This is a genomic window from Hydrogenophaga sp. PML113, from assembly GCF_001777155.1.
Taxonomy (GTDB): Bacteria; Pseudomonadota; Gammaproteobacteria; order Burkholderiales; family Burkholderiaceae_C; genus Hydrogenophaga; species Hydrogenophaga borbori.
On the sequence record NZ_MIYM01000006.1, the window covers coordinates 94145 to 117434 of the forward strand.

General features: G+C 70.4%; 25 protein-coding genes and 1 pseudogene. 19 read left to right on the plus strand and 7 right to left on the minus strand.

Features of this window, described 5'->3' with window-relative positions; genetic code table 11:
- The first annotated feature begins 28 nt into the window (after positions 1-28).
- A complete protein-coding gene (gene pncB / locus BHU06_RS13150; RefSeq protein ID WP_070399649.1) occupies positions 29-1252 on the plus strand; it encodes a nicotinate phosphoribosyltransferase in 1224 nt (407 codons plus the stop codon).
- On the opposite strand, the gene BHU06_RS13155 is transcribed toward pncB, so the two are convergent.
- Positions 1227-3962 carry a cation-transporting P-type ATPase gene (locus BHU06_RS13155; RefSeq protein ID WP_070399650.1) on the minus strand — a complete coding sequence of 912 codons (2736 nt, stop codon included), beginning with the start codon at positions 3960-3962 and terminating at the stop codon, positions 1227-1229. The two genes, pncB and BHU06_RS13155, sit on opposite strands and share 26 nt — an antisense overlap.
- Before the next feature lie 203 nt (positions 3963-4165).
- Between BHU06_RS13155 and BHU06_RS13160 the strand changes: the two genes are divergently transcribed.
- Positions 4166-5389 (plus strand): aromatic ring-hydroxylating dioxygenase subunit alpha, encoded by a 1224-nt coding sequence (locus BHU06_RS13160; protein ID WP_070399651.1) that lies wholly within the window; start codon positions 4166-4168, stop codon positions 5387-5389.
- 50 nt (positions 5390-5439) lie between these two features.
- Positions 5440-6498, plus strand: a complete 1059-nt coding sequence (locus BHU06_RS13165; RefSeq protein WP_083293220.1) for a TRAP transporter substrate-binding protein — start codon at positions 5440-5442, stop codon at positions 6496-6498.
- A 29-nt stretch (positions 6499-6527) separates the two neighbouring features.
- On the opposite strand, the gene BHU06_RS13170 is transcribed toward BHU06_RS13165, so the two are convergent.
- Complete coding sequence (locus BHU06_RS13170) at positions 6528-7481, minus strand: LysR family transcriptional regulator (RefSeq protein WP_070399653.1); 954 nt, start codon at positions 7479-7481, stop codon at positions 6528-6530.
- 115 nt (positions 7482-7596) lie between these two features.
- Between BHU06_RS13170 and BHU06_RS13175 the strand changes: the two genes are divergently transcribed.
- The 4 genes from BHU06_RS13175 (at position 7597) to BHU06_RS13190 (ending at position 11999) form a co-directional block, all read left to right on the plus strand.
- Positions 7597-8133 (plus strand): TRAP transporter small permease subunit, encoded by a 537-nt coding sequence (locus BHU06_RS13175; RefSeq protein ID WP_070399654.1) that lies wholly within the window; start codon positions 7597-7599, stop codon positions 8131-8133.
- A gap of 16 nt (positions 8134-8149) precedes the next feature.
- Positions 8150-9451: a TRAP transporter large permease gene (locus tag BHU06_RS13180; protein ID WP_070399655.1), complete on the plus strand. Its 1302-nt coding sequence runs from the start codon at positions 8150-8152 to the stop codon at positions 9449-9451.
- 52 nt (positions 9452-9503) lie between these two features.
- Positions 9504-10115 carry a DNA-3-methyladenine glycosylase I gene (locus tag BHU06_RS13185; RefSeq protein WP_070399656.1) on the plus strand — a complete coding sequence of 204 codons (612 nt, stop codon included), beginning with the start codon at positions 9504-9506 and terminating at the stop codon, positions 10113-10115.
- A 189-nt stretch (positions 10116-10304) separates the two neighbouring features.
- Positions 10305-11999 carry an AMP-binding protein gene (locus tag BHU06_RS13190; RefSeq protein WP_070399657.1) on the plus strand — a complete coding sequence of 565 codons (1695 nt, stop codon included), beginning with the start codon at positions 10305-10307 and terminating at the stop codon, positions 11997-11999.
- Between the two features lie 45 nt (positions 12000-12044).
- Here the strand turns inward: BHU06_RS13190 and BHU06_RS13195 are convergent, their stop codons facing one another.
- Positions 12045-12926, minus strand: a complete 882-nt coding sequence (locus BHU06_RS13195; protein WP_070399658.1) for a LysR family transcriptional regulator — start codon at positions 12924-12926, stop codon at positions 12045-12047.
- A 133-nt stretch (positions 12927-13059) separates the two neighbouring features.
- Here BHU06_RS13195 and BHU06_RS13200 point away from each other — a divergent pair, with 133 nt between their 5' ends.
- From BHU06_RS13200 to BHU06_RS13230, 7 genes and pseudogenes are all read left to right on the plus strand, one after another.
- Positions 13060-13503, plus strand: a complete 444-nt coding sequence (locus tag BHU06_RS13200; protein WP_070399851.1) for a VOC family protein — start codon at positions 13060-13062, stop codon at positions 13501-13503.
- Complete coding sequence (locus tag BHU06_RS13205) at positions 13500-14081, plus strand: flavin reductase family protein (protein WP_070399659.1); 582 nt, start codon at positions 13500-13502, stop codon at positions 14079-14081. Before BHU06_RS13200 ends, BHU06_RS13205 begins: the two co-directional genes overlap by 4 nt.
- 182 nt (positions 14082-14263) lie before the next feature.
- Positions 14264-15016 carry a glutamine ABC transporter substrate-binding protein GlnH gene (glnH, locus tag BHU06_RS13210; protein ID WP_070399660.1) on the plus strand — a complete coding sequence of 251 codons (753 nt, stop codon included), beginning with the start codon at positions 14264-14266 and terminating at the stop codon, positions 15014-15016.
- Between the two features lie 37 nt (positions 15017-15053).
- The gene (gene glnP, locus BHU06_RS13215; protein ID WP_070399661.1) at positions 15054-15710 is read left to right on the plus strand and encodes a glutamine ABC transporter permease GlnP; all 657 of its coding nucleotides are present in this window, start codon (positions 15054-15056) and stop codon (positions 15708-15710) included.
- Positions 15707-16433 (plus strand): annotated as a pseudogene (glnQ, locus tag BHU06_RS13220) (glutamine ABC transporter ATP-binding protein GlnQ). Before glnP ends, glnQ begins: the two are co-directional and overlap by 4 nt.
- Before the next feature lie 8 nt (positions 16434-16441).
- Complete coding sequence (locus BHU06_RS13225) at positions 16442-17476, plus strand: C45 family peptidase (protein ID WP_070399662.1); 1035 nt, start codon at positions 16442-16444, stop codon at positions 17474-17476.
- 23 nt (positions 17477-17499) lie between these two features.
- Complete coding sequence (locus BHU06_RS13230; RefSeq protein ID WP_070399663.1) at positions 17500-18420, plus strand: MurR/RpiR family transcriptional regulator; 921 nt, start codon at positions 17500-17502, stop codon at positions 18418-18420.
- 14 nt (positions 18421-18434) lie between these two features.
- Here the strand turns inward: BHU06_RS13230 and BHU06_RS13235 are convergent, their stop codons facing one another.
- Positions 18435-18938 (minus strand): GNAT family N-acetyltransferase, encoded by a 504-nt coding sequence (locus tag BHU06_RS13235; protein ID WP_070399664.1) that lies wholly within the window; start codon positions 18936-18938, stop codon positions 18435-18437.
- A 103-nt stretch (positions 18939-19041) separates the two neighbouring features.
- On the opposite strand from BHU06_RS13235, the gene BHU06_RS13240 reads away from it, so the two are divergent.
- Complete coding sequence (locus BHU06_RS13240; protein ID WP_070399665.1) at positions 19042-19443, plus strand: VOC family protein; 402 nt, start codon at positions 19042-19044, stop codon at positions 19441-19443.
- Positions 19444-19458: 15 nt separating this feature from the next.
- Here BHU06_RS13240 and BHU06_RS13245 read toward each other — a convergent pair whose 3' ends face one another.
- A complete protein-coding gene (locus BHU06_RS13245; RefSeq protein WP_070399666.1) occupies positions 19459-20037 on the minus strand; it encodes a nucleotidyltransferase family protein in 579 nt (192 codons plus the stop codon).
- Positions 20038-20367: 330 nt separating this feature from the next.
- Positions 20368-20778 (minus strand): RhuM family protein, encoded by a 411-nt coding sequence (rhuM, locus tag BHU06_RS22535; RefSeq protein WP_139147067.1) that lies wholly within the window; start codon positions 20776-20778, stop codon positions 20368-20370.
- A 2-nt stretch (positions 20779-20780) separates the two neighbouring features.
- On the opposite strand from rhuM, the gene BHU06_RS13255 reads away from it, so the two are divergent.
- Entirely contained in the window at positions 20781-20972 is a 192-nt protein-coding gene (locus BHU06_RS13255) for a hypothetical protein (RefSeq protein ID WP_083293222.1), read from the plus strand.
- A 6-nt stretch (positions 20973-20978) separates the two neighbouring features.
- On the opposite strand, the gene BHU06_RS13260 is transcribed toward BHU06_RS13255, so the two are convergent.
- Complete coding sequence (locus BHU06_RS13260; protein WP_070399852.1) at positions 20979-21335, minus strand: hypothetical protein; 357 nt, start codon at positions 21333-21335, stop codon at positions 20979-20981.
- Between the two features lie 139 nt (positions 21336-21474).
- On the opposite strand from BHU06_RS13260, the gene BHU06_RS13265 reads away from it, so the two are divergent.
- From BHU06_RS13265 to BHU06_RS13275, 3 genes are all read left to right on the plus strand, one after another.
- The gene (locus BHU06_RS13265) at positions 21475-21981 is read left to right on the plus strand and encodes a hemerythrin domain-containing protein (protein ID WP_254668169.1); all 507 of its coding nucleotides are present in this window, start codon (positions 21475-21477) and stop codon (positions 21979-21981) included.
- Positions 21982-22112: 131 nt separating this feature from the next.
- Entirely contained in the window at positions 22113-22511 is a 399-nt protein-coding gene (locus BHU06_RS13270; protein ID WP_070399668.1) for a DoxX family protein, read from the plus strand.
- 92 nt (positions 22512-22603) lie between these two features.
- Positions 22604-23254 (plus strand): TetR/AcrR family transcriptional regulator, encoded by a 651-nt coding sequence (locus tag BHU06_RS13275; RefSeq protein ID WP_070399669.1) that lies wholly within the window; start codon positions 22604-22606, stop codon positions 23252-23254.
- Positions 23255-23290 lie beyond the last annotated feature (36 nt).

Here is a 23290-nt window from a genome sequence, read left to right on the forward strand (position 1 = left end):
GGTTTCCCCCGCCCGAGGGCACCCCTCCATGACCCCCATCATCCACAGCCTGCTCGACACCGACCTCTACAAGTTCTCGATGTGGCAGGCCCTGCTGCACCGCCACCCCACCACCCAGGCCCGCTACAGCTTCGTCTGCCGCAACACCAGCGCCTACCCGCTCGCCGAACTGGTGCCCGAGGTGAACCGCGAGCTGGACCACCTGTGCTCGCTGAGCTTTCGGCCCGACGAGCTCGCCTACCTCAAGGGCCTGCGCTACCTCACCTCCGACTTCGTCGACTTCCTGCGCATCTTCCGTTTCCAGCGCGAGTTCATCGAGGTGCGCGCCCAGGGCGATTCGCTGGACATCGTGGCCCGTGGCCCGCAGGTGCACGTCATGGCCTTCGAGATCTTCGTGCTGGCCATCGTCAACGAGCTGTACTTCCGCCGCTTCGACGCCACGGCCGCGCTGGCCGAAGGGCGCCGCCGCCTGGCCGGCAAGCTCGATCTGTTGCGCGATTTCGGGCGCGAGCCCGAGCGCCGCCACCCCTTCGAGCTCTCCGACTTCGGCGTGCGCCGCCGCTACAGCGGCGCCTGGCAGCGCGAGGTGGTGAGCACGCTGCGCGACGGGGCGCCGCGCTTCTTCAAGGGCACCTCCAACGTGCTGCTCGCCAAGGAGCTGGGCCTGGCGCCCATCGGCACCATGGCGCACGAGTACCTGCAGACCTACCAGACCCTGGGCGTGCGCCTGCGCGACTTCCAGAAGGCCGCGCTGGAGGACTGGGTGCAGGAGTTCCGCGGCGACCTCGGCATCGCGCTCACCGACGTCATCACCATGGACGCCTTTCTGGCCGACTTCGACCTCTACTTCGCCAAGCTCTTCGACGGCCTGCGCCACGACTCGGGCGACCCCATCGAATGGGGCGAGAAGGCCCTGGCGCACTACGCGCGCCTGCGCGTCGACCCGGCCACCAAGCGCCTGGTGTTCTCCGACGGCCTGGACCTGCGGCGCGCGCTGGCCATCTACCGCCACTTCGCCGACCGCACGCAGATGGGCTTCGGCATCGGCACCCACCTCACCAACGACATGGGCCTGGAGCCGCTGAGCATCGTGATGAAGCTGCGCTCGGCCAATGGCCAGCCGGTGGCCAAGATCTCGGACACGCCGGGCAAGGCCCTGTGCGACGACGCCACCTTTCTGGCCTACCTGCGCCAGGTGTTCCAGGTGCCGGCCGGTGCGCCGGCCCTCAGCCCGGCGCACCCTGGCGAATAAGGGCGCGCGCCGCCGCCTTCTCCAGTTCGGCGACGACGAACACCCCCAGCCCGGCCGAGCCCACCGCGACCCACTCGCGCGCGCCCAGGGCCGTGGTGCCGAACACCGCCTGCAGCGGCGGCAGGTAGACGAAGGCCAGCTGCAGCAGCAGGCAGGCGCCCAGCGCCCAGGCCACCGCGGGGTTGCCCCCCAGGCCGGCGCGGCCCAGCGCGGGCGCCAGCACGAAGCGGCTGTTGAGCAGGTAGAACATCTCGGCCACCACGATGGTGCTGACCGCCATCGTGCGCGCGGTCTCCAGCGCCGTGCCGCGCTCCAGCTCCCACAGGAACAGGCCGAGCGCCGCCGCCATCATGAGCACGGACACCATGAGCACGCGCCAGGCGAAGAAGCGCGAGAGCAGCGGCTCGCCCGGCGCGCGCGGCGGGCGGCGCATGAGGTCGCCCTCGCCCGGCTCGAAGGCCAGGGCCAGACCGAGCGTGCTGGACGTGACCATGTTGATCCACAGCACCTGCGCGGGCGTCATGGGCAGCGTGAGGCCGAACAGGATGGCGGCGATCACCACCAGCGCCTCGCCGCCGTTGGTGGGCAGCATGAACAGGATGAACTTGCGGATGTTGTCGTACACCGCGCGGCCCTCGCGCACCGCGGCGGCGATGGTGGCGAAGTTGTCGTCGGCCAGCACCACGTCGGCGGCTTCCTTGGCGGCTTCCGTTCCCTTGCGGCCCATGGCCACGCCGACGTCGGCGCGCTTGAGCGCGGGCGCGTCGTTCACGCCGTCGCCGGTCATGGCCACCACCTGGCCGTGGCGCTGCAAGGCGTTCACCAGCCGCAGCTTGTGCTCGGGGCTGGCGCGCGCGAACACGTCCACGTCCAGCGCCACGCGCTGCAGGGCCTCGTCGTCCATCAGCTCGATCTCCGCGCCCGTGATGGCCGGCTTGCCCGCGCCGATGGCGAGCTGTGCGCCGATCGCGCGCGCGGTCTCGCCGTGGTCGCCGGTGATCATCTTCACGCGGATGCCCGCCGCGTGGCAGTCGGCCACGGCGCGCACCGCCTCCTCGCGCGGCGGGTCGGCGATGCCCACCAGCGCGAGCAGGGTGTAGCCCGCGGCCACGTCCTCGAAGGCCAGGCCCGTGCCCGCCGGGGCCGCGCGCTTGCAGGCCAGCCCGAGCAGGCGCAGGCCGCGCGCGGCCATGTCGGTGGCCATGCGCCGCCAGGTGTCGACGTCGATCGCCCGTTCGCCCTCGGGGCCCCACTCGCGCGCGCTGATCTCGAGCATCTTCTCGGGCGCGCCCTTCACGAAGATCCAGGGCTGGCCTTCGTCGTCGTGGTGTGCGGTGGCCATGAAGCGGTGCTGCGACTCGAAGGGAATGGCGTCGGCGCGCGGCCAGGCGGCCTGGGTGTGCCCATGCAGCAGGCCCGCCTTGTGGCCCAGCACCAGCAGGGCGCCTTCGGTGGGATCGCCCACCACCGTCCACTGCCCGGCCTCGCCGGCCATGCGCGCGTCGTTGCACAGCACGCCCGCGCGCAGCGCCAGCGCCAGCGCGGGGTGGTGATCGGCGTCGATCGTGCGTTCGCCCACGCGGAACTCGCCCTCGGGCGCGTAGCCGGCGCCGCTCACGCGCACGTCCAGTCCCGCGCACACCACGCGCTGCACCGTCATTTCGTTGCGCGTGAGGGTGCCGGTCTTGTCCGAGCAGATGACGGTGACCGAGCCCAGCGCCTCCACCGCCGGCAGGTGGCGCACGATGGCCTGGCGGCGCGCCATGCGCTGCACGCCGAGCGCGAGCGTGATGGTCATGATGGCGGGCAGGCCTTCGGGGATCGCCGAGGCCACCAGGGCCACGATCATCATGAACATGTCGGCCGCCGGGTGGCCGCGCAGCCACACGCCGACGGCGAAGGTGAGCAGCGCCAGCGCCAGGATGGCCAGGGCGAGCGCGCGCCCGAAGCGGTCGATCTGGCGCAGCAGCGGCGTGGCGCCCGTGGCCACGCCGGCGAGCAGCTGGTCGATGCGGCCGATCTCGGTGTCGCGGCCGGTGGCCACCACCAGGCCGCTGGCCTGGCCGTAGCCCACCAGGGTGCCGGCATAGGCCATGCCCCGGCGGTCGCCCAGCGCCGCATCAGCCGCCACGGCGCCGGTGTCCTTCGCCGCCGGCAGCGATTCGCCCGTGAGCGTGGATTCGTCGCAACGCAGTCCCTTGACCTGGATCAAGCGCAGGTCGGCCGGCACGCGGTCGCCCGAGGCCAGGAGCACCACGTCGCCGGGCACCAGCTCGGCCGCGTCGATCTCTTGCCGCAGGCCGTCGCGCAGCACCACCGCCCGCGGCGAGAGCATGGCGCGTATCGCCTCCAGGGCAGTCTCGGCCTTGCCTTCCTGGACAAAGCCGATGAAGGCGTTGATCAGCACGGCGGCCAGCAGCACGCCCGTGTCCACCCAATGGCCCAGGAAGGCGGTGATCGCGGCCGCGCCCAGCATGACGTACAGCAGCACGTTGTGGAACTGCGCCAGCAGGCGTGCCCAGGGGCCGCGCCGGCGCGCGCCCTCCAGCCGGTTGGAGCCGTGGCGCGCCAGGCGTTCGGCCGCCTCGCGCGCGGACAGGCCCTCGCGCCGGGCCGACAGCCGCGCCAGCGCCGCCTCGGGCGTGCTGGCGTGCCAGGCGGGCGCCGCGTCCGCCGGGGCCGTTCCATCTCGCCAATCCTTCGTTGCCACCGCAGGTCCTCCTGCCGGCATGTTCGCGCGGCGAGCGCGCCGCCGCATCCCCAAAGGCGAGCGCCGCGCACAGTCTTTGCGCCGCCGCGCCGCCATTGCGTTATTGGTCGCGGCCATATCACGTATCCGAATTTCCGACTTGTCCCCGGCCGGGGGGGCTTCTAGTCTCCGTCGCCAACCGATACACAAGGCGGAGACAAGACATGAGCATCCCCATCCGGGCCGTGCCGCTGGACGAGGGCACCGGCTACCAGCGCAAGCGCGTGTCGCACGATGGCCGGCTCACCGAGGTGGGCCGCGGCACGCCGATGGGCGAGCTGCTGCGCCGCTACTGGCACCCCGTGGGGCTGTCCTCGCACGCCACCGACACGCCGCGCGAGGTGCGCATCCTCGGCGAGGACCTGGTGCTCTACCGCGACAAGAAAGGCCGCCCCGGCCTGCTGCACAACCGCTGCTGCCACCGGGGCACCACGCTCTACTACGGCCGCGTGGAGGAAGAAGGCATCCGCTGCTGCTACCACGGCTGGCTGTTCGACGCCGAGGGCCGCTGCCTGGAGCAGCCCTGCGAACCCGAGGGCGGCGCCGCACACCGCGGCAAGGTGCGCCAGCCCTGGTACCCCGTGCAGGAGCGCTACGGCCTCATCTTTGCCTACATGGGGCCGCCCGAGCGCAAGCCCGTGCTGCCGCGCTACGACGCGCTGGAGGAGCTCGACCCCGGAGAGTTCATCGACGTGGACGACACCAGCATCGGTAGCGGCGGTGGCGCGATCGCGCCCTGCAACTGGTTGCAGCACTACGAGAACGTGATCGATCCGTTCCATGTGCCCATCCTGCACGGCAACTTCAGCGGCACGCAGTTCACGCCCACCATGAACCTCATGCCGCAGGTGAAGTTCGACCTCACCGAGCGCGGCGTCAAGGTGTTCAGCACGCGCCAGCTCGACGGCGGCCAGGTGATGAAGCGCACCACCGAGGTGGTGCTGCCCACGCTGCGCGTGGTGCCCAACCCTTACGTGGGCAAATACGGCAAGGTCGAGTCCATCGGCTGGACCGTGCCCATCGACGACACGCACTACCGCATCTACACCGCCGCGCGCGTGACGAAGAAGGGCGAGATCCTGCCGCGCGCGCCCGACGCCGCGACCCGCCCGCGCTGGGACCAGATGACGCCCGAGCAGCGCCGCGACTTCCCCAACGACTGGGAGGCCCAGGTCGGCCAGGGCCCCATCACGCTGCACGGCGAGGAGCACCTGGCCACCACCGACCGCGGCATCGTCATGCTGCGCCGGTTGCTCGCGCGCCAGGTCGAAGCGGTCGAGCGCGGCGACGACCCCGTCGGCGTGCACTTCGACGAGGCCTCGGCCTACGTCCGGCTCGAAGCGGGCCAGTATGTCGAACCCGCCGAACCGACCGAGCCGGCCAGGTGATCCCCGCGTTCCCGTCCCACCACAAGACACGACACGACAGGAGACAAGCCATGCAACGACGCCAACTCATGGGGGCCGTGCTCGCGGCGGCCACCGCCTGCGCCGGCCTCATCGGCGCGAGCGCCGCCCACGCGCAGGGGCCGGTCACCTTGCGCTACGCCACCTTCCTGCCCCCAGGCGGCCTGTTCACCAAGGACGATGGCGTCATGGGCCGCTGGGCCAAGTCGGTCGAGGAGGCCTCGGGCGGCGAGGTGAAGATCCAGATCCTGCCGGGCGGCACCCTGGGTGCGGCGGGCCGCAACCCCGGCGCGCAGCTCAAGCTCGTCACCGACGGCATCGCCGACATCGCCTTCGTCATTCCGTCCACCACGCCGGGGCGTTTTCCCGACGACAACCTCTTCGGCCTGCCCGTGAGCGAGAGCGCGGCCGAGGGCTCGCTCACCTTCTGGAAACTGCACGAGCAGGGCCTGATGCGCGGCTACGACGACAAGTCCTTCTACATCATCGGCCTGCTGGTGAACCCGCCCAACGTGCTGCACACCAAAGGCCCGGTGAAGAAGGTGGAGGACCTGCGCGGCCTGCGCCTGCAGGCCAGTGGCGCCGAGCAGCAGGAGCTGATCCGCGCCCTGGGTGCGACGCCGGTGGGCACGGTGTCCGTGCGCGAGGCGGCCGAGGCCATCAGCCGCGGCGTGGTCGACGGCACGCCCAAGGACTGGCTGGCCCTGCACTCCTTCCGCATCGCCGACGCCACCGCGCACCACGTGAACATCCCCATGGGCGCGTCCACCATCATGTTCGCGCTCAACCGCGCCAAGTACGACAGCCTCTCGCCCAAGGCCCGCGCCGCCATCGACCGCTTCAGCGGCGAGCCCTTCGTGCGCATGGCCGGCAAGCTGTTCGACGAGTACACCGACGCCAAGCACAAGGAGACGGTGGACGACAAGAAGCGCCAGGTGATCACCCTGCCGCCCGAGGAGCGCGCGCGCTGGGACCAGGCCATGGGCACCGTGGTGCAGGACTGGCGCCAGCGCGACGCCACCAACGAGCGCCTCTGGCAGGCCTTCACCAAGACCCGCGCGCAGGTGCGCGGCGAACTGGGCATGAAGTGATGGCCGCCGGGCGCGCGCCCGGCGCCGGCTCAGGCCGCCATGGGGGCGGCGGCTTCGGCGGCGGCGGCGTGCGCCACCTGCCGGATCTCCTCGCGCAGCCAGCGCAGGCCCGGGTCCTCCTCGGTGCCCCGGTCCCAGTACAGGCAGGAGCGGTAACCCTCCAGGTGCACCGGCAGCGGCAGGGTCTGCAGCCGATCGCCGAACAGGCGGGCCAGCCGCGCGGGGAACACCGAAATCATGTCGCTGCGCGAGATCACGTCCGCCGCCTGATCGAAGCTGGGCATGGACAGGCGCACCAGGCAGTGGCGCCCATGCCGCGCCACGCTGTCCTCGAGCACGCTCTCGATGTTGGGGTAACGGAAGCCGAAGAACACATGTGGCCATTGGCAGAACGCTTCCAGCGGGTCTTCGCTGCCCGTGAACCCGGGGTGCCCCTTGCGCGTGACGAGCACGAAATGCTCCTCGAACAGCACGGCCGAGTTCAGGCCCGAGCGCATGCTCGGCTCGGGCGCGCAACCCAGGTCCACGTCGCCGCGGCGGATGCGCTCGAACAGCGTGTGGAACTGCGGCGGCTCCCAGGCGATGCGCACGCTCGCGTTCGTGGCGTGCAGCCGCGCCATCAGCGGCGCCAGGATCAGGCGGCTGCTGTAGTCGCTGCCGGCGATGCGGAAGATGCGGTCGGAACCCGTCGGGTCGAAACTGTGGCCGTTCTCCAGCAGGCGGCCCATGCGCAGCAGCAGGTCGGCCACCGCGTCGGCCATGGACAGCGCCAGCGGCGTGGGCGACACGCCGTGGGGCGTGCGCTTGAACAGCGGGTCGCCAAAGGTGCGGCGCAGCTTGGCCAGCGAGCCGCTCACCGCCGGCTGGCTCAGGAACAGGCGCGCCGCCGCGCGCGACACGCTGCGCTCGCGCATCAGCGCGTCGAAGGTGCGCAGCATGCCGATGTCGAGGGCGCGCAGGTCGATGCGGGGGGGCTTGCTCATGCGGGCGCTGTCGTGTGGACCGTCGTGAGGGAGCGGCGATTCTGGACCGGGACCCCCATCGAAGGGCATAGGGCATGACCCTGCCATCGCCCAACCACAGAACAGGAGACACCCCATGAACGCCATCGACGCCGCGCTGCGCCGCTTCGCCTACTGGCTGGCGGCCGCCGGCCTGTGCCTGCTCTTCCTCAACGCCATCGCCACCGTGCTCGACGTGCTGGGCCGCACCCTGTTCGCCACGCCAATCGACCGGCTCAGCGACGTCTCCGGCCTGATCTACATCCTGGCCGCCGCCTGCTGCGTGCCCGCGGCCACCGCGCAGATGCGGCACATCACGATCAAACCGTTCGAGGAGCGGCTCGCGCCCCGCCCCTACGCCGCGCTGGAGGGCCTGGCCGCACTGCTCAAGCTGGCGGTGTGGTGCGTGCTGGCCTGGCAGCTCTGGGCCCACGCGGCCGAGATGGACGCCACGCACCAGACCCTGTCGCAACTGCGCGGCGTGCGGGTCGCGCCGTTCTGGACCTTCGTGGCGCTGGCCATGAGCTTCAACGCCCTGCTCGAAGCGCTCAACCTGCTGCGCTCCGCCAGGGTCGCGCTCGGTGCGGTGCCACCCGATACCGCCACGCCCGCCGAATCCGCCAACATGCTCTGAGCCCAGGCCGCACACCATGTCCTCCACCACCATCATCCTGTTCGGCTTTGTCGGCCTGTTCGCGCTCATCCTCCTGCAGGTGCCCATCGGCGTGGCCATGATGGTCTCGGGCGCCGCGGGCTTCGCCGCGATCGTGGGCGTGCAGCCCGCGCTCTCGATGTTCGGCGGCGAAGTCGCGTCGTCCTTTGCCAGCGCCGATCTCGCGCTGATCCCCATCTTCCTGCTGATGGGCAACTTCGCCAGCGCGGCCGGCCTGTCCACCGACCTCTACCGCCTGGCCGACGCCTTCGTGGGCCACCGGCGCGGCGGCCTGGCCCTGGCCACCCTGGGTGGCTGCGCGGGCTTCGGCGCGCTGTGCGGCTCGTCGCTGGCCACCGTCGGCACCATGCACCGCGTGGCCTATCCCGAAATGCTGGCGCGCGGCTACCCGCCGCACTTCGCGGCCGGCACCATCGCGGTGGGCGGCACGCTGGGCATCCTGGTGCCGCCCTCCATCATCCTGGTGGTGTACTCGGTGCTGGCCGAGACCTTCGTCATCGACCTCTACATCGCCGCCCTGTTGCCCGCGCTCATGGCCGTGGTGTTCTACGGTGTGGCGGTGATCCTCTACGGCCTGCTCCGCCGCGACGCCATGCCCGCCGGCCCGCGCCTGAGCTGGGCCGAGCGCCTGGTCGCCGTGCGCCAGTCGCTCTTTGTCATCGCGCTCGCCGGCCTGGTCATCGGCGGCATCTATGCCGGCGTCTTCACCGCGCTGGAGGCGGCCTCGGTGGGCGCGGTGCTGTCTTTCTCCGCCTACCTGTTGCGTCGCGGCTGGCAGCGCGCCGAGGTGTTCAAGCTCATCGGCGAGACGGCCAGCGTCACCGGCATGATCTACGTGATGGTGATCGGCGCCTCGGCGTTCAACTACTTCGTCACCGTCAGCGGCGTGGCCGATCTGTTCATGGCGGCGGTCAATGCCACCAGCCTGCCACCCTGGGGCGTGATCGCCATGATCCTCGTGGTCTACATCGTTCTCGGCGCCTTCTTCGACGAGGTGGCCACCATGCTGATCACGCTGCCCTTCGTGCTGCCGCTGATTGTGTCCTGGGGCTACGACCCGCTGTGGTGGGGCATCGTCAACGTCACCGTCATCATGATCGGCCTGTTCTGCCCACCCATTGGCCTGAACGTGATGGTGATGCACGGCCTGGTGCGCAACGTGCCCCTGCGCCGCATGTACGTGGGCGTGCTGCCCTTCCTGCTGGCCGATTTCCTGCGACTGGGCCTGCTGGTGGCCTTCCCGCTGATCGCCACCTGGTTGCCCGCGGCCCTGCGTTGATCGCGCGCGGCGCGCCACAATCGCGCCGTCCCCGTTCTTCAACGCCGCCCCCATGAGCCAGACCATCAACGGCCCCGATGGCCGCCCGCGCTGCCGCTGGTGCGCGGGCGTGCCCGAGTTCCTGCCCTACCACGACACCGAATGGGGCTTTCCGGTCGGCGACGACCAGCGCCTGTTCGAGAAGCTCAGCCTGGAGGCGTTCCAGTCGGGCCTGAGCTGGCGAACCATCCTCGCCAAGCGCGAGAACTTCCGCGCCGCTTTCGAGGGCTTCGACTTCCACCGCGTGGCGCGCTTCGGCGAGCGCGACGTCGAACGCCTGCTGGCCGACCAGGGCATCGTGCGGCACCGGGGCAAGATCGAGGCCGTGATCCACAACGCGCGCTGCGCGCAGGAGATGGTGAAGGCCGAGGGCTCGCTCGCCGCCTATTTCTGGCGCCACGAACCCGGGCCCGGCGAACTGGCGCTGCCTCAGACGGCCTCCACCTCGGCCACGTCCATCGCGCTGTCCAAGGACCTGAAGAAGCGCGGATGGAAGTTCGTCGGCCCGACCACCGTCTACGCCTTCCTGCAGGCCATGGGCCTGATCAACGACCACGCCGAAGGCTGCGTGGTGCGGGCTCCGGTGGACCGGGCGCGCCGCGCCTTCCGTCGCCCCGGCCGCTGAGTTCCACCTCGCGACACGGGACGCCACGGGGTGTTCCAGCACGGAACACCCGGGCCTGGGGATTGCCCGAGGGTGCGCCCGCGCGGCGCCGGCGCGAACATGCCCATTCGCCCCAGAGAAGCCCATGGGCGCCGCCAGACCGCTCTCCAGGCGGCCAGCCCCGCCCTGCACCGAACGGAGGTGAATACCATGAGCACCGAGACCGAATCCCTTGCCCGCGGCGCCAGCCAGCCGCCGCTGCGCGAAGACACCATTGGCGCCGCGCTGGACGCCACCGCGCGCGAGCACGCGAACCGCGAGGCGCTGGTGATTCCCCAGGAAGACGTGCGCTGGACCTGGGCCGAACTGCGCGAGCGCGCCGACGAATGGGCCGCCGGCCTGCTGTCCCTGGGCCTGCAGCCGGGCGACCGCGTGGGCATCTGGGCGCCCAACTGCAGCGCCTGGGCGCTCACGCAGTTCGCCACCGCGCGCGCCGGGCTCATCCTGGTCAACATCAACCCCGCCTACCGCGCCAGCGAACTCGCCTACGCGCTGCACAAGGTGGGCTGCCGCGCCCTGGTGCTGGCGCCCGCGATCAAGAGCAGCGACTGCCTGGCCATCCTGCGCGGCGTCGCGCCCGAACTCGACCGCTGCGCGCCCGGGCAGCTGCAGGCCGCCGCGCTGCCCGAGCTGCGCTGGGTGATCCGCCTGGGCGAGGAGCGCACGCCCGGCATGCTCAACTTCGCCGACGTGGGCGCGCGCGCCACGCCCGCGCTGCGCGAGCGCCTGGCCGCCATCGGCCCGCGCCTGAAGGCGCGCGACCCGATCAACATCCAGTTCACCTCCGGCACCACGGGCCACCCCAAGGGCGCCACGCTCACGCACCGCAACATCCTCAACAACGGCTACTTCGTGGGCGAGGCCATCCGCTTGCAGGCGGCCGACCGGCTGTGCATTCCCGTGCCGCTGTACCACTGCTTCGGCATGGTCATGGGCAACCTGGCCTGCGTCACGCACGGCAGCACCATGGTCTACCCAAGCGAGTCCTTCGACCCGCAGGCCGTGCTGCGCACCGTGCAGGCCGAGCGCTGCACCGTGCTCTATGGCGTGCCCACCATGTTCATTGCCGTGCTCGAGCACCCGGACTTCGCCGGCACCGACCTGGGCACGCTGCGCACCGGCATCATGGCCGGCTCGCCCTGCCCCATCGAGGTGATGAAGCGCGTGCAGAGCCAGATGCACATGGGCGAGGTGACCATCGCCTACGGCATGACCGAGACCTCGCCGGTGTCCACGCAAAGCGCGGTGGACGACCCGCTGGAGCGGCGCGTGTCCACCGTGGGCCGCGTGCAGCCGCACCTGGAGATCAAGATCGTCGACACCGAGGGCCGCACCGTGCCGCGCGGGGCCGTGGGCGAGTTCTGTACGCGCGGCTACTCGGTGATGCAGGGCTACTGGGGCGACGCGGAGAAGACCGCCGAGGCCATCGACAGCGAGGGCTGGATGCACACCGGCGACCTGGCCACCATGGACGAGGCGGGCTTCGTCAACATCGTGGGTCGCCTCAAGGACATGGTGATCCGTGGCGGCGAGAACGTGTACCCGCGCGAGGTGGAAGAGTTCTACTACCGCCACCCCAAGGTGCAGGACGTGCAGGTGGTCGGCGTGCCCGACCCCAGGTACGGCGAGGTGCTGTGCGCCTGCATCGTGCTCAAGCCCGGCCAGCAGGCCAGCGCCGACGAGCTGCGCGCGTTCGCGCAGGGGCAGATCGCGCACTACAAGGTGCCGGCGTACGTCGAGTTCGTCGACGCCCTGCCCATGACCATCACCGGCAAGATCCAGAAGTTCGTGCTGCGCGAGCAGATGGCCAAGAAGCTGGGGCTGACGGCGGCGGCCACGGCCTGAGCGAACCCCACACGCGGCGCCGCGGCGTGGCCCGGTGGCGTGGTCTCAGCCCGCGCGGCCCGGCGGCTCCCGGTAGGCCTCGGCGATCAGGTCCGCCAGCAGGCGCGTGGCCTCGGGCAGGTCCGCGCGGTGCACGATGCCGATGTCGCGGTGGAAGGTGTGCGCGCCCAGGTCCAGCGCGCGCACGCCGGCGGGCCAGCGGCGCCGGTCGGTGGTCTGCGGCACCAGGGTCGCGCCCAGGCCCGCCGCCACCAGCCGCACGATGGCCTCCTGTTCGTCGAGTTCGCACACCTCCCGCACCGCCAGACCCTGGGCGCGCAGGAAACGGTCCACCTGCCGGCCGCCGAAGGAGCTGCGGTCGTAGCGGATGAAGGGCAGGCCCGCGATCAGCGCGCGCCAGTCGCCCGGTGGCGCGGCGCGTGGCACCAGCAGGCGAAAGGGCTCGCGCGCCAGCGGCGTCCAGCGCAGGTCGCTGTGCAGCGCGAAGGGCGGGCGGATGATGAGCGCCGCGTCGAGATCGCCGGCGTCCACCGCGTTGAGCAGCGTGGTCGACACGCCGGGCACCACGCGCGTGCGGCTGCCCGGCAGCTGGCGGTGGAACTTCACCAGGGCCTGCGGCAGCACGGCCTGCTGCACCGAGGCGATGGCGCCCAGCGCCACGAACACCGCCGGCGCCTGGGTGCGCTGGCGCGAGCCGAGCTGGCCGTAGAGCTGGATCAGGGCCTGCGCCTGCGCCAGCGTCTGCCGCCCGCGCCGGTTCAGCCGCGCCGCGCGGCCGGTGCGGTCGAACAGGGTGAAGCCCAGTTCGTCTTCCAGCCGCTTCATCTGCGCGCTCACGGCCGCCTGCGTCAGGCCGATCTGCTGGCCAGCGGCGGCGAAGGTGCCCTCGCGGGCCACGGCAACGAAGGTCTTGAGTTCGCGGATCATGCACAAAGAATACTTGTGCTCGGTTCAAAAAACGATTGATTTTCTTTTGGCTCGGCAGGGCCTAGCATCGCGGCTTTCCATCCCACCCACGAGACCGCCGATGAACACCGCCACCGCCGCCCCCGCCCCCACCATGCGCGCGCCCAGCACCAACCCCGCGCCGATGTCGCCCTTTCACCTCGCCTTCCCGGTGCACGACCTGGCCGCCGCGCGCCGCTTCTACGGCGACATGCTGGGCTGCCCCGAGGGCCGCAGCTCGCCCGAGTGGATCGACTTCAACTTCTACGGCCACCAGATCGTGGCCCACCTCGCGCCCGAGGCCTGCGGCGGCGCGGCGGTGAACGCGGTCGACGGCCACGGCGTGCCGGTGCGCCACTTCGGTATCGTGCTGCCCCTGGCCGACTGGGAGGCCATGGCCGAGCGCCTCAAGAGCCTGGGCACGACCTTCGTGATCGAGCCCTACATCCGCTTCAAGGGCCAGCCCGGTGAGCAGGCCACCATGTTCTTCCTCGACCCCTCGGGCAACGCCATCGAGGTGAAGGCCTTCGGCGACATCAACAAGCTGTTCGCCAAGTGAACGCCAGCCGCTTCGAGCCTGTGCGGCCCGAGCACGCCAGCCGCCTCATCAACCATGGTCCCACCGTACTGGTGACCAGCGCGCACGGCGGGCGGCGCAATGTGATGGCGGCGGCCTGGTCGATGCCCGTGGAATTCACACCGCCGCGCATCGCGGTGGTGATCGACAAAAGCACCTTCACGCGCGAACTCGCGCAGGCCAGCGGCGGCTTCGGCCTGTGCCTGCCGGGCCTCGCGCTCGCGGACCTCACCTACAGCGTCGGCCAGCACAGCGGGCGCGAGGGCGACAAGTTCGCGCGCTACGGCATCGGCACCGTCACCGGCCCGGTGCTCGGCCTGCCCCTCATCGAGCAGGGCTGCGCGGCCTGGCTCGAATGCCGCCTGATCCCCGAGCGGCACACCGAGGACGCCTACGACACCTGCTTCGCCGAGGTGGTGGCCGCCGCGGCCGACCCGCGCATCTTCGCCGAGGGGCGCTGGCGGTTCGACGAGCGCAACGCCGAACTGCAGACCATCCACCACCTGGGCGCGGGCCTGTTCGTGCGCTCCGGGGGCACGGTGCAGGCCCGGGCGCTGTAAGCCCCGCGCCGAAACCCCTGCTCGCCTCGGGCGCCGCGTGTCCTGCACGCGGCGCTTGCATTTGGCTGGCAATGCAAGTAAATTTGCGTAGTCGATGGTCTTGCAAATTTCAAGTGCATCGTCTTGGTGCATCAAGAACTCCCCGTTTTGATGCGCGTTCCACCCTTCCCGAGGATTCCCGCATGAAGACCCATCGCCGAGTTCTGCTCGCGGCCGCCCTGTGTGCCGCCCTGGGCGGCACCACCGCCCTCGCCCAGGCCCAGACCCTCGTGGTCGCCACCGACACCGCCTTCGTGCCCTTCGAGTTCAAGCAGGGCGACAAGTACGTGGGCTTCGACATCGACCTGTGGGACGCCGTGGCCAAAGAGCTGGGCCTGAGCTACCGCCTGCAGCCCATGGACTTCAACGGCATCCTGCCCGCGCTGCAGACCAAGAACGTGGACGTGGCGCTCGCCGGCATCACCATCAAGGACGAGCGCAAGAAGGTCATCGACTTCTCCGACGGCTACTACGACAGCGGCTTCATGATCCTGGTGCCGGCCAACAGCCAGGTGAACGGCGCGCAGGACCTCAAGGGCAAGAGCCTGGCCATCAAGACCGGCACCTCGGCCGCCGACTACGCCAAGGCCAACTTCCAGGGCACCGAGCTGCGCCAGTTTCCCAACATCGACAACGCCTACCTCGAGCTCATGACCGGCCGCGTGGACGCCGCCATGCATGACACGCCCAACGTCCTGTACTTCGCCAACACGGCGGGCAAGGGCAAGGTCAAGGTGGTGGGCACGCAGATGATGGCCCACCAGTACGGCATCGGCTTCCCCAAAGGCAGCCCGCTGGTGCCCAAGGTGAACGGCGCGCTGGCCAAGATCAAGGCCGATGGCCGCTACACCGCCATCTACAAGAAGTGGTTCGGCACCGAGCCGCCCAAGCCCTGATCGCCCGAGCGCGCGCACCTCACGCCAGAGCTTCACCATGGATTTCGACGTCTCGGTGATCGTCAACGCCCTGCCGGCGCTGCTGCAGGGCGCCAAGCTCACGGTGCTCATCACCGTGGCGGGTCTGCTGGGCGGCACCGTGGTGGGGCTGGTCTTCGGCCTCATGCGGGCCTACGGCAACCGCCTGCTCAACACCCTGGGCTTCCTCTACATCGAACTGGTCCGCGGCACGCCCATCGTGGTGCAGGTCATGTTCATCTACTTCGCGCTGCCGGTGCTGGCCGACATCCGTGTCGACCCGATGACGGCGGCGGTCACCTCCATCGTCGTCAACTCGGGCGCGTACATCGCCGAGATCGTGCGCGGCGCCTTCCTGTCGGTGCCCAAGGGCCTGCGCGAGGCCGGGCTGGCGCTGGGCCTGCCCTCGTGGCGCGTGCTGGCCTTCGTCATCGGCCCGGTGGCCTTTCGCCGCATGACGCCGCCGCTGGGCAACCAGTTCATCGTCAGCCTGAAGGACACCTCGCTGTTCATCGTCATCGGCGTGGGCGAGCTCACGCGCCAGGGCCAGGAGATCATGGCCGCGAACTTCCGCGCGGTGGAGATCTGGAGCGCCGTGGCCCTCATCTACCTGTGCCTGATCGGCGCGCTCACCTTCGCGCTGCGCACGGTCGAGAAACGGATGCGCATCCTATGAAGATGGTCGAGTTCCAGAAGGTCAGCAAGCGCTTCGGCGCCACTGTGGTGCTCGACGGCGTCGACCTCAGCATCGGCCAGGGCGAGGTGGTGGTGCTCATCGGCCCCTCGGGTTCGGGCAAGTCCACGCTGCTGCGCTGCATCAACGCGCTGGAGACCATCGACGGCGGCGACCTGATCGTCGACGGCCGCAGCGTGCGCGGCGGCCCGTCCACGGTGCGCGAGATCCGCCAGGAAGCCGGCATGGTGTTCCAGCAGTTCAACCTGTTCCCGCAGATGACCGCGCTGCAGAACGTGGCCTTCGGCCCGCGCCAGGTGCGCGGCACGCCGCGCGCGCAGGCCGAGCAGGAGGCCCAGGCCCTGCTGAAGAAGGTGGGCCTGGCCGAGCGCCAGCACCACTACCCGAGCGAACTCTCGGGCGGCCAGCAGCAGCGCGTGGCCATCGCGCGCGCTCGCGGTCAAGCCCAAGCTCATGCTGTTCGACGAACCCACCTCCGCGCTCGACCCCGAGCTGCGCCAGGAGGTGCTGCGCGTGATGCAGTCCCTGGCCGAAGAGGGCATGACCATGATCGTGGTCACGCACGAGATCGCCTTCGCGCGCAAGGTCGGCACGCGCCTCATCTTCATGGAGCACGGCCACATCGCCGTCGACGGCCCGCCGGCCGAACTGCTCGACCAACCCAGCAACCCCCGGCTGCGCGAATTCCTGCAGCACGTCGAATAGCGGACCGCATGCTCGCTCATCTGCAACTCGAAGGCTCCCCGTTCGAGGTGGGCCAGGCCCTGGGCCGCTTCGGCGCGGCCGCCCTGCAACGCTACGCGCAGGCCTCGCCCGCCTGGGCCACGGTCATGCGCTGGCGCGGCCACCCGCGCGTGACCGCCATGGCCGCGCTGGTGCGCGCCCACCACCCCGCCATCTGGCAGGAGCTGCAGGGCCTGGCCGATGGCCTGGGCCTGCCCGCCGACGAGGTGTTCCTGTGGAACTGCCGCGGCGACCTCTGGGCCATGGCGCCCGACGGCTGCACCACGGTGCAGCTGCCCCCCGCAGCGCCCGGCGCCGCGCCCGTGGTGGCCCACAACGAAGACGGCGACCCGGCCTTCCAGGGCCACTGCGCCATCGCGCAGGTCGTGGTCCGCGGCGGCGCGCGCTTCGCCTCGTTCGTCTACCCTGGCTCGCTGCCGGGCCACACCTTCGCGGCCACGGCCGGCGGCCTGGTGGTGACGGTGAACAACCTGCGCGCGCTGGAAGCGGGCACGGGCCTGCCGCGCATGGTGCTGACCCGCGCGCTGCTGGACGCGCCCGGCGTGGACGCGGCGCTGGAGGGCCTGCGCGCCGCGCCGCGCGCGGGCGGCTTCCACCTCACGCTGGCGCAGGCCGGGCGGCCCGGCATCGTCAGCGTGGAATTCAACGACGCCCTGGTCTCGGTGCAGGCCGTGGAGCGGCCGGCGGTGCACGCCAACCACATGGTGCATGCGGCCATGGCGCACCGGTCGCAGATCGTCACCGGCTCGTCCGGCCACCGCCAGCTGCGCGGCGACGAGCTGCTGCGCCAGCGCGGGGCCGGGCCCGTCGACCCGCTCGACATCCTGTTCGACGCCGAGGACCCGCGCTACCCGATCTACCGCGACCGGGCCGACGACAGCGACCACGAGAACACCCTGGCCACCGCGAGCTTCACGCTCGGGCCCACGCAGGTGGACTGGGTGGTGCGCACGGGCGGCCGCCGCGAAACCTCGTTTAGGATGCGCGACGCCCTTCGCCTGTAGCCCTCACCGCGCCGCCCCCACCCATGCCGAAACCCGCTCCGCCCGTGGCGACCACCGTGGACGGGCTGCGCGCGCTCGTCGTCGCCATCGGCCGCGGCGACGCCAGCGTCTCGCTCGGCGGCAAGGCGCTGGCGGTGCTGGCGCGGCTGGTCGAGCAGCCCAAGGACGTGGCGCTCAGCACCATCACCGAGCTGGGCGAGCGCATGGGCGTGAACCCCTCCACCCTCACGCGCCTGGCCACCCGCCTGGGCTTCGGCGGCTTCACCGACTTCCAGGCCGTGTTCCGCGAGCACGCCTTGCAGGGCGGGCCGCACTTCTACACGCAGCAGGCGCACCGCCTGCTGGAAGACGCCTCGGCCGACAGCCCGCGCACCGCGCGCGGCGTGGTGGCCAAGCTGGCGCAGGAATCCATCCGCAATGTCGACGCCTTCCTGGGCCAGCTCGACGAGGCCGAACTCGGCAAGGCCGCGCGCCTGCTGGCGCGCGCGCCGCACGTGCGCATCCTGGGCCTGCGGCAGATCCACTCCATCGCCAGCTTCCTCACCTACGGCCTGGGCATGCTGCGCGCCGAGGTCGCGCTGGCCGACGGCCCGGGCCTGGGCGTGGCCGAAAGCCTGGCCCAGATGTCGCCGGGCGACGCCCTCATCGTCTGCAGCGTGGCGCCCTATACCCGCATGGTGGCCGACGTGGCGCGCGCCGCCGCCGCCGCCGGCGTGCACGTCATCGCCATCACCGACACGCGCGCCTCGCCGCTGGCGCCGCCCGCGCGCCACGCCTTCTTCATCCCGCACGAGAGCAGCTTCATCAGCAACAGCATGGGCGCCTACGTGGTGTTCTGCGAAGGCCTGATCAACCTGGTGGCGCGCGAACTGGGCGACAAGGCCCTGCAGGCGCTGGCGCGCCGCGAGGGCTTCATCGAGGGCCTGGGGATCGAGACCGGCTGAGCGCCGCCGACCGATCAGGCGGTGGCCGAGAACGCCGCGTGGTACGCCACCTCGCCGCGCGGCGCGGCGCCGCCGAAGGCCAGGGCCATGAAGTACTCGGGCGGCACGCCGGGACAGACCAGGCCCTCGTGCACCACGAAACCCCAGCGGCCGTAGTAGGCCGGTTCGCCCAGCACCACGCAGCCCTCGGCGCCCAGGGCCCGCAGGCGCGCCAGCCCTTCGTCCATCAGGCGGGCGCCGATGCCCGAGCGCTGCCGCGACGGCCGCACCGAGATCGGCCCCAGGCCGTACCAGCGCCCGGCGCGGCCGGCGATGGTGACCGGCGAGAAGGCGACGTGACCGACGAGGCCATCGGCCCCGTCCACGGCCACCAGCGAGAGCGTGAGCGCGCCGGCCGCGCGCAGCTCGCGCACGATGGCCGGTTCGGTGCCGGCGCTGTGGGGGTGGTTGGCGAAGGCCTGGGCGAGCAGCGAGGCGATGGCGGGGGCGTCGGTGGGGTGTTCGGGGCGCAGCTGCATGGGCTGGATTGTCCGCTCCGACAGGCCTATGCTGGCGTGCTGGCTCCACGAGCCCGGCGGCTCCTGCGGCGCAGCGCCCCTGAACCCGGCGAAAGGAGTGGGTATGTTGGCCAATGCGACGGTTACCACCATGCTCCCGGTCATCGACATGGCGCGGGCGCGTGAGTTCTACGAGAAGCGCCTGGGCCTGGTGCCCGGCGGCTTGCGACCGGACGGCAAGTTCGTCTACCGCGTGGGCGGCAGCACGCTGGCGCTGTTCCCGAAACCCGAGGGCACGAAGGCCGAACACACCGCCATCAGCTTCCAGGTGGCGGACATCGCCGCCACCATCGACGCCCTGAAGCGCACCGGCGTGGTGTTCGAGGACTACGACTTCCCCGACTTCAAGACGGTCGACCACGTGTGCGTGCTGGGGGCAGAGAAGGCGGCGTGGTTCAAGGACCCGGAGGGGAATTTCCTGTGCCTGCACGAGGACTTGGCGCCGGGGGGCGAGATCGCGATGTGAGGCCGCGCCGCGCGGTCAACGGGCACCGGCCGCCGCTTCCTCGATCCGCAGCCAGGGCCAGCGCGTCTGGTAGGAAGCGGCCTTGGCGCGGAAGAGATCGCGGTGGTCCGTCAGCGGGTTGGGCGTGAGCACGCCCGCGTACAGACCGTCCAAGCCGTGGGGTGCATAGACCTCGACGCTCCCGTTGGCGGGGCGGACGGCCACGCAGGTGGCGGGGACCAGGAAGCGGTCGATCCCGTCCTGGGTGCGTCGCAGGCGCGGGTACGGGTGGCCAAAGTGCTCCGGGTACCAGAGGTGTACGCGGGCCTGGTTCTTCACTTCGATGTTCACGCCCAGGTGGCCCAGCGCCCGATCCACGCGGGCCTGCACCGCAGCCTCGGCGGCTTCGGACAAGTCATCGCCATCGAAATAGAAAATGTCGTAGTCCTTGATGCCTTCCTCCGCAGGTCGCCCGCTACTGAGGTTCCACACGGTCTGGAACAGGCAGCCGGCAACGAGCCAGCCATCGGGCAGGGCGAGCTGGGACCAAGCGGCTAGGACAGCACGATTGCGGGTATTCGAGAGAATGTCTGCAACGAATGTCGACTTACTCATCGAATGCTTAGGTTGCGCCAGTGCGAAGATGCGCCGGCATTGACGCTACTACTACCGTTTGAGCGGCCTCATCCCAGAAGTAGTAGATGCGCAGGCAGCGGCGAGGATCGCGTGTGTTGCCCCCGTTCTTGATATGCCATTCGACCAAGACTCGACCATCGTTCCAATCGATTTCAAAGCTATCTGAACCGCATCGATCATTGTGTATGCCGTCTCCTAGTGGCTTGCGCAGATCTCCATCCGCTCCATTCATTCTCGAATCGCGGTATTCGTTCGCAAGCCACAACAGACAGTTTGCGGCAGAGGACGGGTCTTCATACTCGGCAGTTTTCACTTCTCGACGCGCCCGCGCAGATAGCACCACGCGGCCCTCAAGGGTCTCGCTACTCCAATCCAAAAACTCGCTCCACGAAGTCGGGAGGCGAACTCGAGCGTCTGGACGTTCACCTTGCTCCCGGATTTGCTCAAGCAACTGTTGCACCCGGAGCGTAGGGGCTTGCCTTGCAGGATGGGCTGTTCGTTGAATGTCAAAAACTTGTCGACGTATGACCGCCAGTCGGCCATGCGCAGGTTCTGGCGCTGCTTGGCCCTTAGCTCCGCAAAATCCAGGGTCATGCCGACGATCCGGTTGAGCTGGTCGAGCTCGTCCGCTGTGAGGTAGTTCTTGGCCACGGTCACGTCGGCCTTGCGGACGCGGCCACCTGGGCCACATCGCCAACCACTGGCGGCTGTCGCTCGAATCCATGGTCCGGCGCATCGAGTCGGGGACCGAGGGGTACTACCTGCTCGACCGAAAGACGGGCGAGCGCCTGCGCCTCGCGGTGGTGCGCGAGCCGGGGCACACGCCCTACCTGCGCACGCGGCGGGCGGACGGCTGGACCGACCACCTGCTCACGCTGCCGGAATGCGGGCGAAGCTGTGCGCTGATCGGCTGAGGCGGCTTACTGCAGCAGCCCGCCGGCCATGGCCCGCAGTTCGGGGCTCAGGTGCTCGGTCCAGCCCAGCTGCTCGGCCATGTGGCACACCACCCAGCGGGCCTCGGGGGGCGAAAGCACGCTGTCGGGCTCTTCGCCCGCCAGTTCGAGCAGGCCCTCCAGCACCTTGTCGATCACGTCGGGCTCGGTGATGCCGAGCTTGAACTGAACCTCCTGGGCGCGCGTGACGAGGGCGTTGGCCATGTCGTCGCAGACCTCGAAGCGGCGGGCGATGTGCTGGGCCAGCGGGGCGGGCCGCTGGCCCGGGCGCGTCTGCAGGCGAATGAAGCTCTCGGGTATGTGAATCTGGGAAGCGTCGTCCATGGCGCGAATGATGTCGGAATCGGCGCACGCCGTCACGGCGCGCGGGCCGACGGCGGGGTCGGACCTGTCCGACGCACGGGCGACTGTCGCGTGGAGACGATCAAGTCACACGGAACCCTTTTGTCACAAACACCGCTCCATGGCCTCCATGACCCTCTTCGACGCCCTGGGCCAGAGCCACGACCTGCAGCGCCGCCTGTGCCGCCGGCTCGTGCGCATCAAACCCCAGGACCGCGACACGGTCTTCCTCACATTGAAGGTCGAGCTGGAGGCCCACGCCGCGGCCGAGGAACGTTTCCTGTACGTGCCGATGCTGATGACCAACCCCGGCCTCAGCGCCTCGCGCCACGCCCTGGCCGAGCACCACACCATCGAAGAGCTGTGCGAGGACCTGAGCGTGCCCGACAAAGGCACCGCGGCCTGGCTGGCGACGGCCAAGCGGCTGAGCGACAAGGTGCACCACCACCTGCGCGAGGAGGAGCGCAAGTTCTTCCAGCTCGCGGGCAAGCTCATCAGCGAGGCGGACAAGCTGACCCTGGGCCGCAGCTACCTCAAGGACCTGGTGCACATGCGCCAGCACTACGCGCAGGCCTACAAGAGCCTGGCCGTGGACCGCCAGGGCGCGGTGGTGCCAGCCGCCAGCTGAGGCGGCGCCGGCGGGCCTGTCACGCAAAGGGTGGTGTCGCCGAGCGCGGCGGTCGGGGAACCGTTCGGCCGTGGCATGCTCTGCCCCCTCGTCACTTCCGACGGTCTCTCCCTTTTCCGCTCTCAGGTTTCATGAACGCTCTCAACGCCCTCTTCGATCAACCGCGCTTCGGTGTGCTGCTGCTGCGCTGGACCCTGGCCATCCTCATGCTGTTCCATGGCTGGGCCAAGATCACGGGCGGTGTCTCGGGCATCGTGGGCATGGTCAGCGCGCATGGGCTGCCGGGCTTCCTGGGCTACGCGGTGTACCTGGGCGAGGTGGTGGCGCCGCTGATGCTGCTGGTGGGTTTCTGGGTGGTGCCGGCCGCGCTGGTGGTGGCCATCAACATGGTGGTGGCGCTGGTGCTGGTGCATTCGGGCCACTTCCTGGGCCTGGCCAGCAGCGGCGGCTGGCGCCTGGAGCTGCAGGCCTTCTTCCTGGTGAGCGCGCTGGTGGTGGCGTTCACGCACCGGCTCGGCCCGCAGCGCTGAGCGGGCGCGGCGGGCCCGCACACGCCGCGCCCCCTGCGCAAAAGGCCCGGCCGATAATCCGGCGCACCGCACCCGCACCGCCGCCGACCACGATGCCCGCCCCACGCCGCGCCGCCGCCCCCAGCCACCCCGACGCCGACAGCAGCGCGGCCCGCGCGGCCATCCTCGCGGCGGCCCGCGCGGAGTTTTCCGCCAAGGGCCTGACGGGCGCGCGCGTCAACGAGATCGCGGCGCGCGCCGGCGTCAACAAGCAGCTCATCTACTACTACTTCGGCAGCAAGGAAGACCTGTACCGCACGGCGCTGGAGGTGGTCTACACCGAGATCCGGACGCAGGAGCGCAGCCTGAACCTGGGCGACATGAAGCCCGAGGAGGCCATGGCCGCGCTCATCGGCTTCTCCTTCGACTACCTCGCGCAGCACCCCGACTTCATCGGCCTGCTCAACCACGAGAACGCGCAGGGCGCGCCGCACGTGCGCGACTCCAGTGCCATCCGCGACACCAACTCGCCGCTGATCGAGCTGATCGCCAAGACCCTGGCGCGCGGCATCCGGGCCAAGGTGTTCCGCCGCGGCATCGATCCGGTGGAGCTGTACATCTCGGTCGCGGGCATGTCGTACTTCTTCTTCTCCAACCGCCTTACCCTGGCCTCGATCTTCGATCGCGAGCTGCAGTCGGCGGCCGCGGTCAGCGCCTACCGCGCGCACGTCGTGGCCTTCGCCATGGCCGGCCTGCGCGTCTGATCCGTCAGGCCACCGCCGGGGGCGGGCGTCCATGCT

Excerpts from the sequence above, each read along its gene's own strand:
- pncB (WP_070399649.1), top strand. The coding sequence starts at position 29 with ATGACCCCCATCATCCACAGCCTGCTCGACACCGACCTCTACAAGTTC.
- BHU06_RS13160 (WP_070399651.1), top strand. The coding sequence starts at position 4,166 with ATGAGCATCCCCATCCGGGCCGTGCCGCTGGACGAGGGCACCGGCTAC.
- BHU06_RS13165 (WP_083293220.1), top strand. The coding sequence starts at position 5,440 with ATGCAACGACGCCAACTCATGGGGGCCGTGCTCGCGGCGGCCACCGCC.
- BHU06_RS13170 (WP_070399653.1), bottom strand. The coding sequence starts at position 7,481 with ATGAGCAAGCCCCCCCGCATCGACCTGCGCGCCCTCGACATCGGCATG.
- BHU06_RS13175 (WP_070399654.1), top strand. The coding sequence starts at position 7,597 with ATGAACGCCATCGACGCCGCGCTGCGCCGCTTCGCCTACTGGCTGGCG.
- BHU06_RS13180 (WP_070399655.1), top strand. The coding sequence starts at position 8,150 with ATGTCCTCCACCACCATCATCCTGTTCGGCTTTGTCGGCCTGTTCGCG.
- BHU06_RS13185 (WP_070399656.1), top strand. The coding sequence starts at position 9,504 with ATGAGCCAGACCATCAACGGCCCCGATGGCCGCCCGCGCTGCCGCTGG.
- BHU06_RS13190 (WP_070399657.1), top strand. The coding sequence starts at position 10,305 with ATGAGCACCGAGACCGAATCCCTTGCCCGCGGCGCCAGCCAGCCGCCG.
- BHU06_RS13195 (WP_070399658.1), bottom strand. The coding sequence starts at position 12,926 with ATGATCCGCGAACTCAAGACCTTCGTTGCCGTGGCCCGCGAGGGCACC.
- BHU06_RS13200 (WP_070399851.1), top strand. The coding sequence starts at position 13,060 with ATGCGCGCGCCCAGCACCAACCCCGCGCCGATGTCGCCCTTTCACCTC.
- glnH (WP_070399660.1), top strand. The coding sequence starts at position 14,264 with ATGAAGACCCATCGCCGAGTTCTGCTCGCGGCCGCCCTGTGTGCCGCC.
- glnP (WP_070399661.1), top strand. The coding sequence starts at position 15,054 with ATGGATTTCGACGTCTCGGTGATCGTCAACGCCCTGCCGGCGCTGCTG.
- BHU06_RS13225 (WP_070399662.1), top strand. The coding sequence starts at position 16,442 with ATGCTCGCTCATCTGCAACTCGAAGGCTCCCCGTTCGAGGTGGGCCAG.
- BHU06_RS13230 (WP_070399663.1), top strand. The coding sequence starts at position 17,500 with ATGCCGAAACCCGCTCCGCCCGTGGCGACCACCGTGGACGGGCTGCGC.
- BHU06_RS13235 (WP_070399664.1), bottom strand. The coding sequence starts at position 18,938 with ATGCAGCTGCGCCCCGAACACCCCACCGACGCCCCCGCCATCGCCTCG.
- BHU06_RS13240 (WP_070399665.1), top strand. The coding sequence starts at position 19,042 with ATGTTGGCCAATGCGACGGTTACCACCATGCTCCCGGTCATCGACATG.
- BHU06_RS13245 (WP_070399666.1), bottom strand. The coding sequence starts at position 20,037 with ATGAGTAAGTCGACATTCGTTGCAGACATTCTCTCGAATACCCGCAAT.
- BHU06_RS13255 (WP_083293222.1), top strand. The coding sequence starts at position 20,781 with ATGGTCCGGCGCATCGAGTCGGGGACCGAGGGGTACTACCTGCTCGAC.
- BHU06_RS13260 (WP_070399852.1), bottom strand. The coding sequence starts at position 21,335 with ATGGACGACGCTTCCCAGATTCACATACCCGAGAGCTTCATTCGCCTG.
- BHU06_RS13265 (WP_254668169.1), top strand. The coding sequence starts at position 21,475 with ATGGCCTCCATGACCCTCTTCGACGCCCTGGGCCAGAGCCACGACCTG.
- BHU06_RS13270 (WP_070399668.1), top strand. The coding sequence starts at position 22,113 with ATGAACGCTCTCAACGCCCTCTTCGATCAACCGCGCTTCGGTGTGCTG.
- BHU06_RS13275 (WP_070399669.1), top strand. The coding sequence starts at position 22,604 with ATGCCCGCCCCACGCCGCGCCGCCGCCCCCAGCCACCCCGACGCCGAC.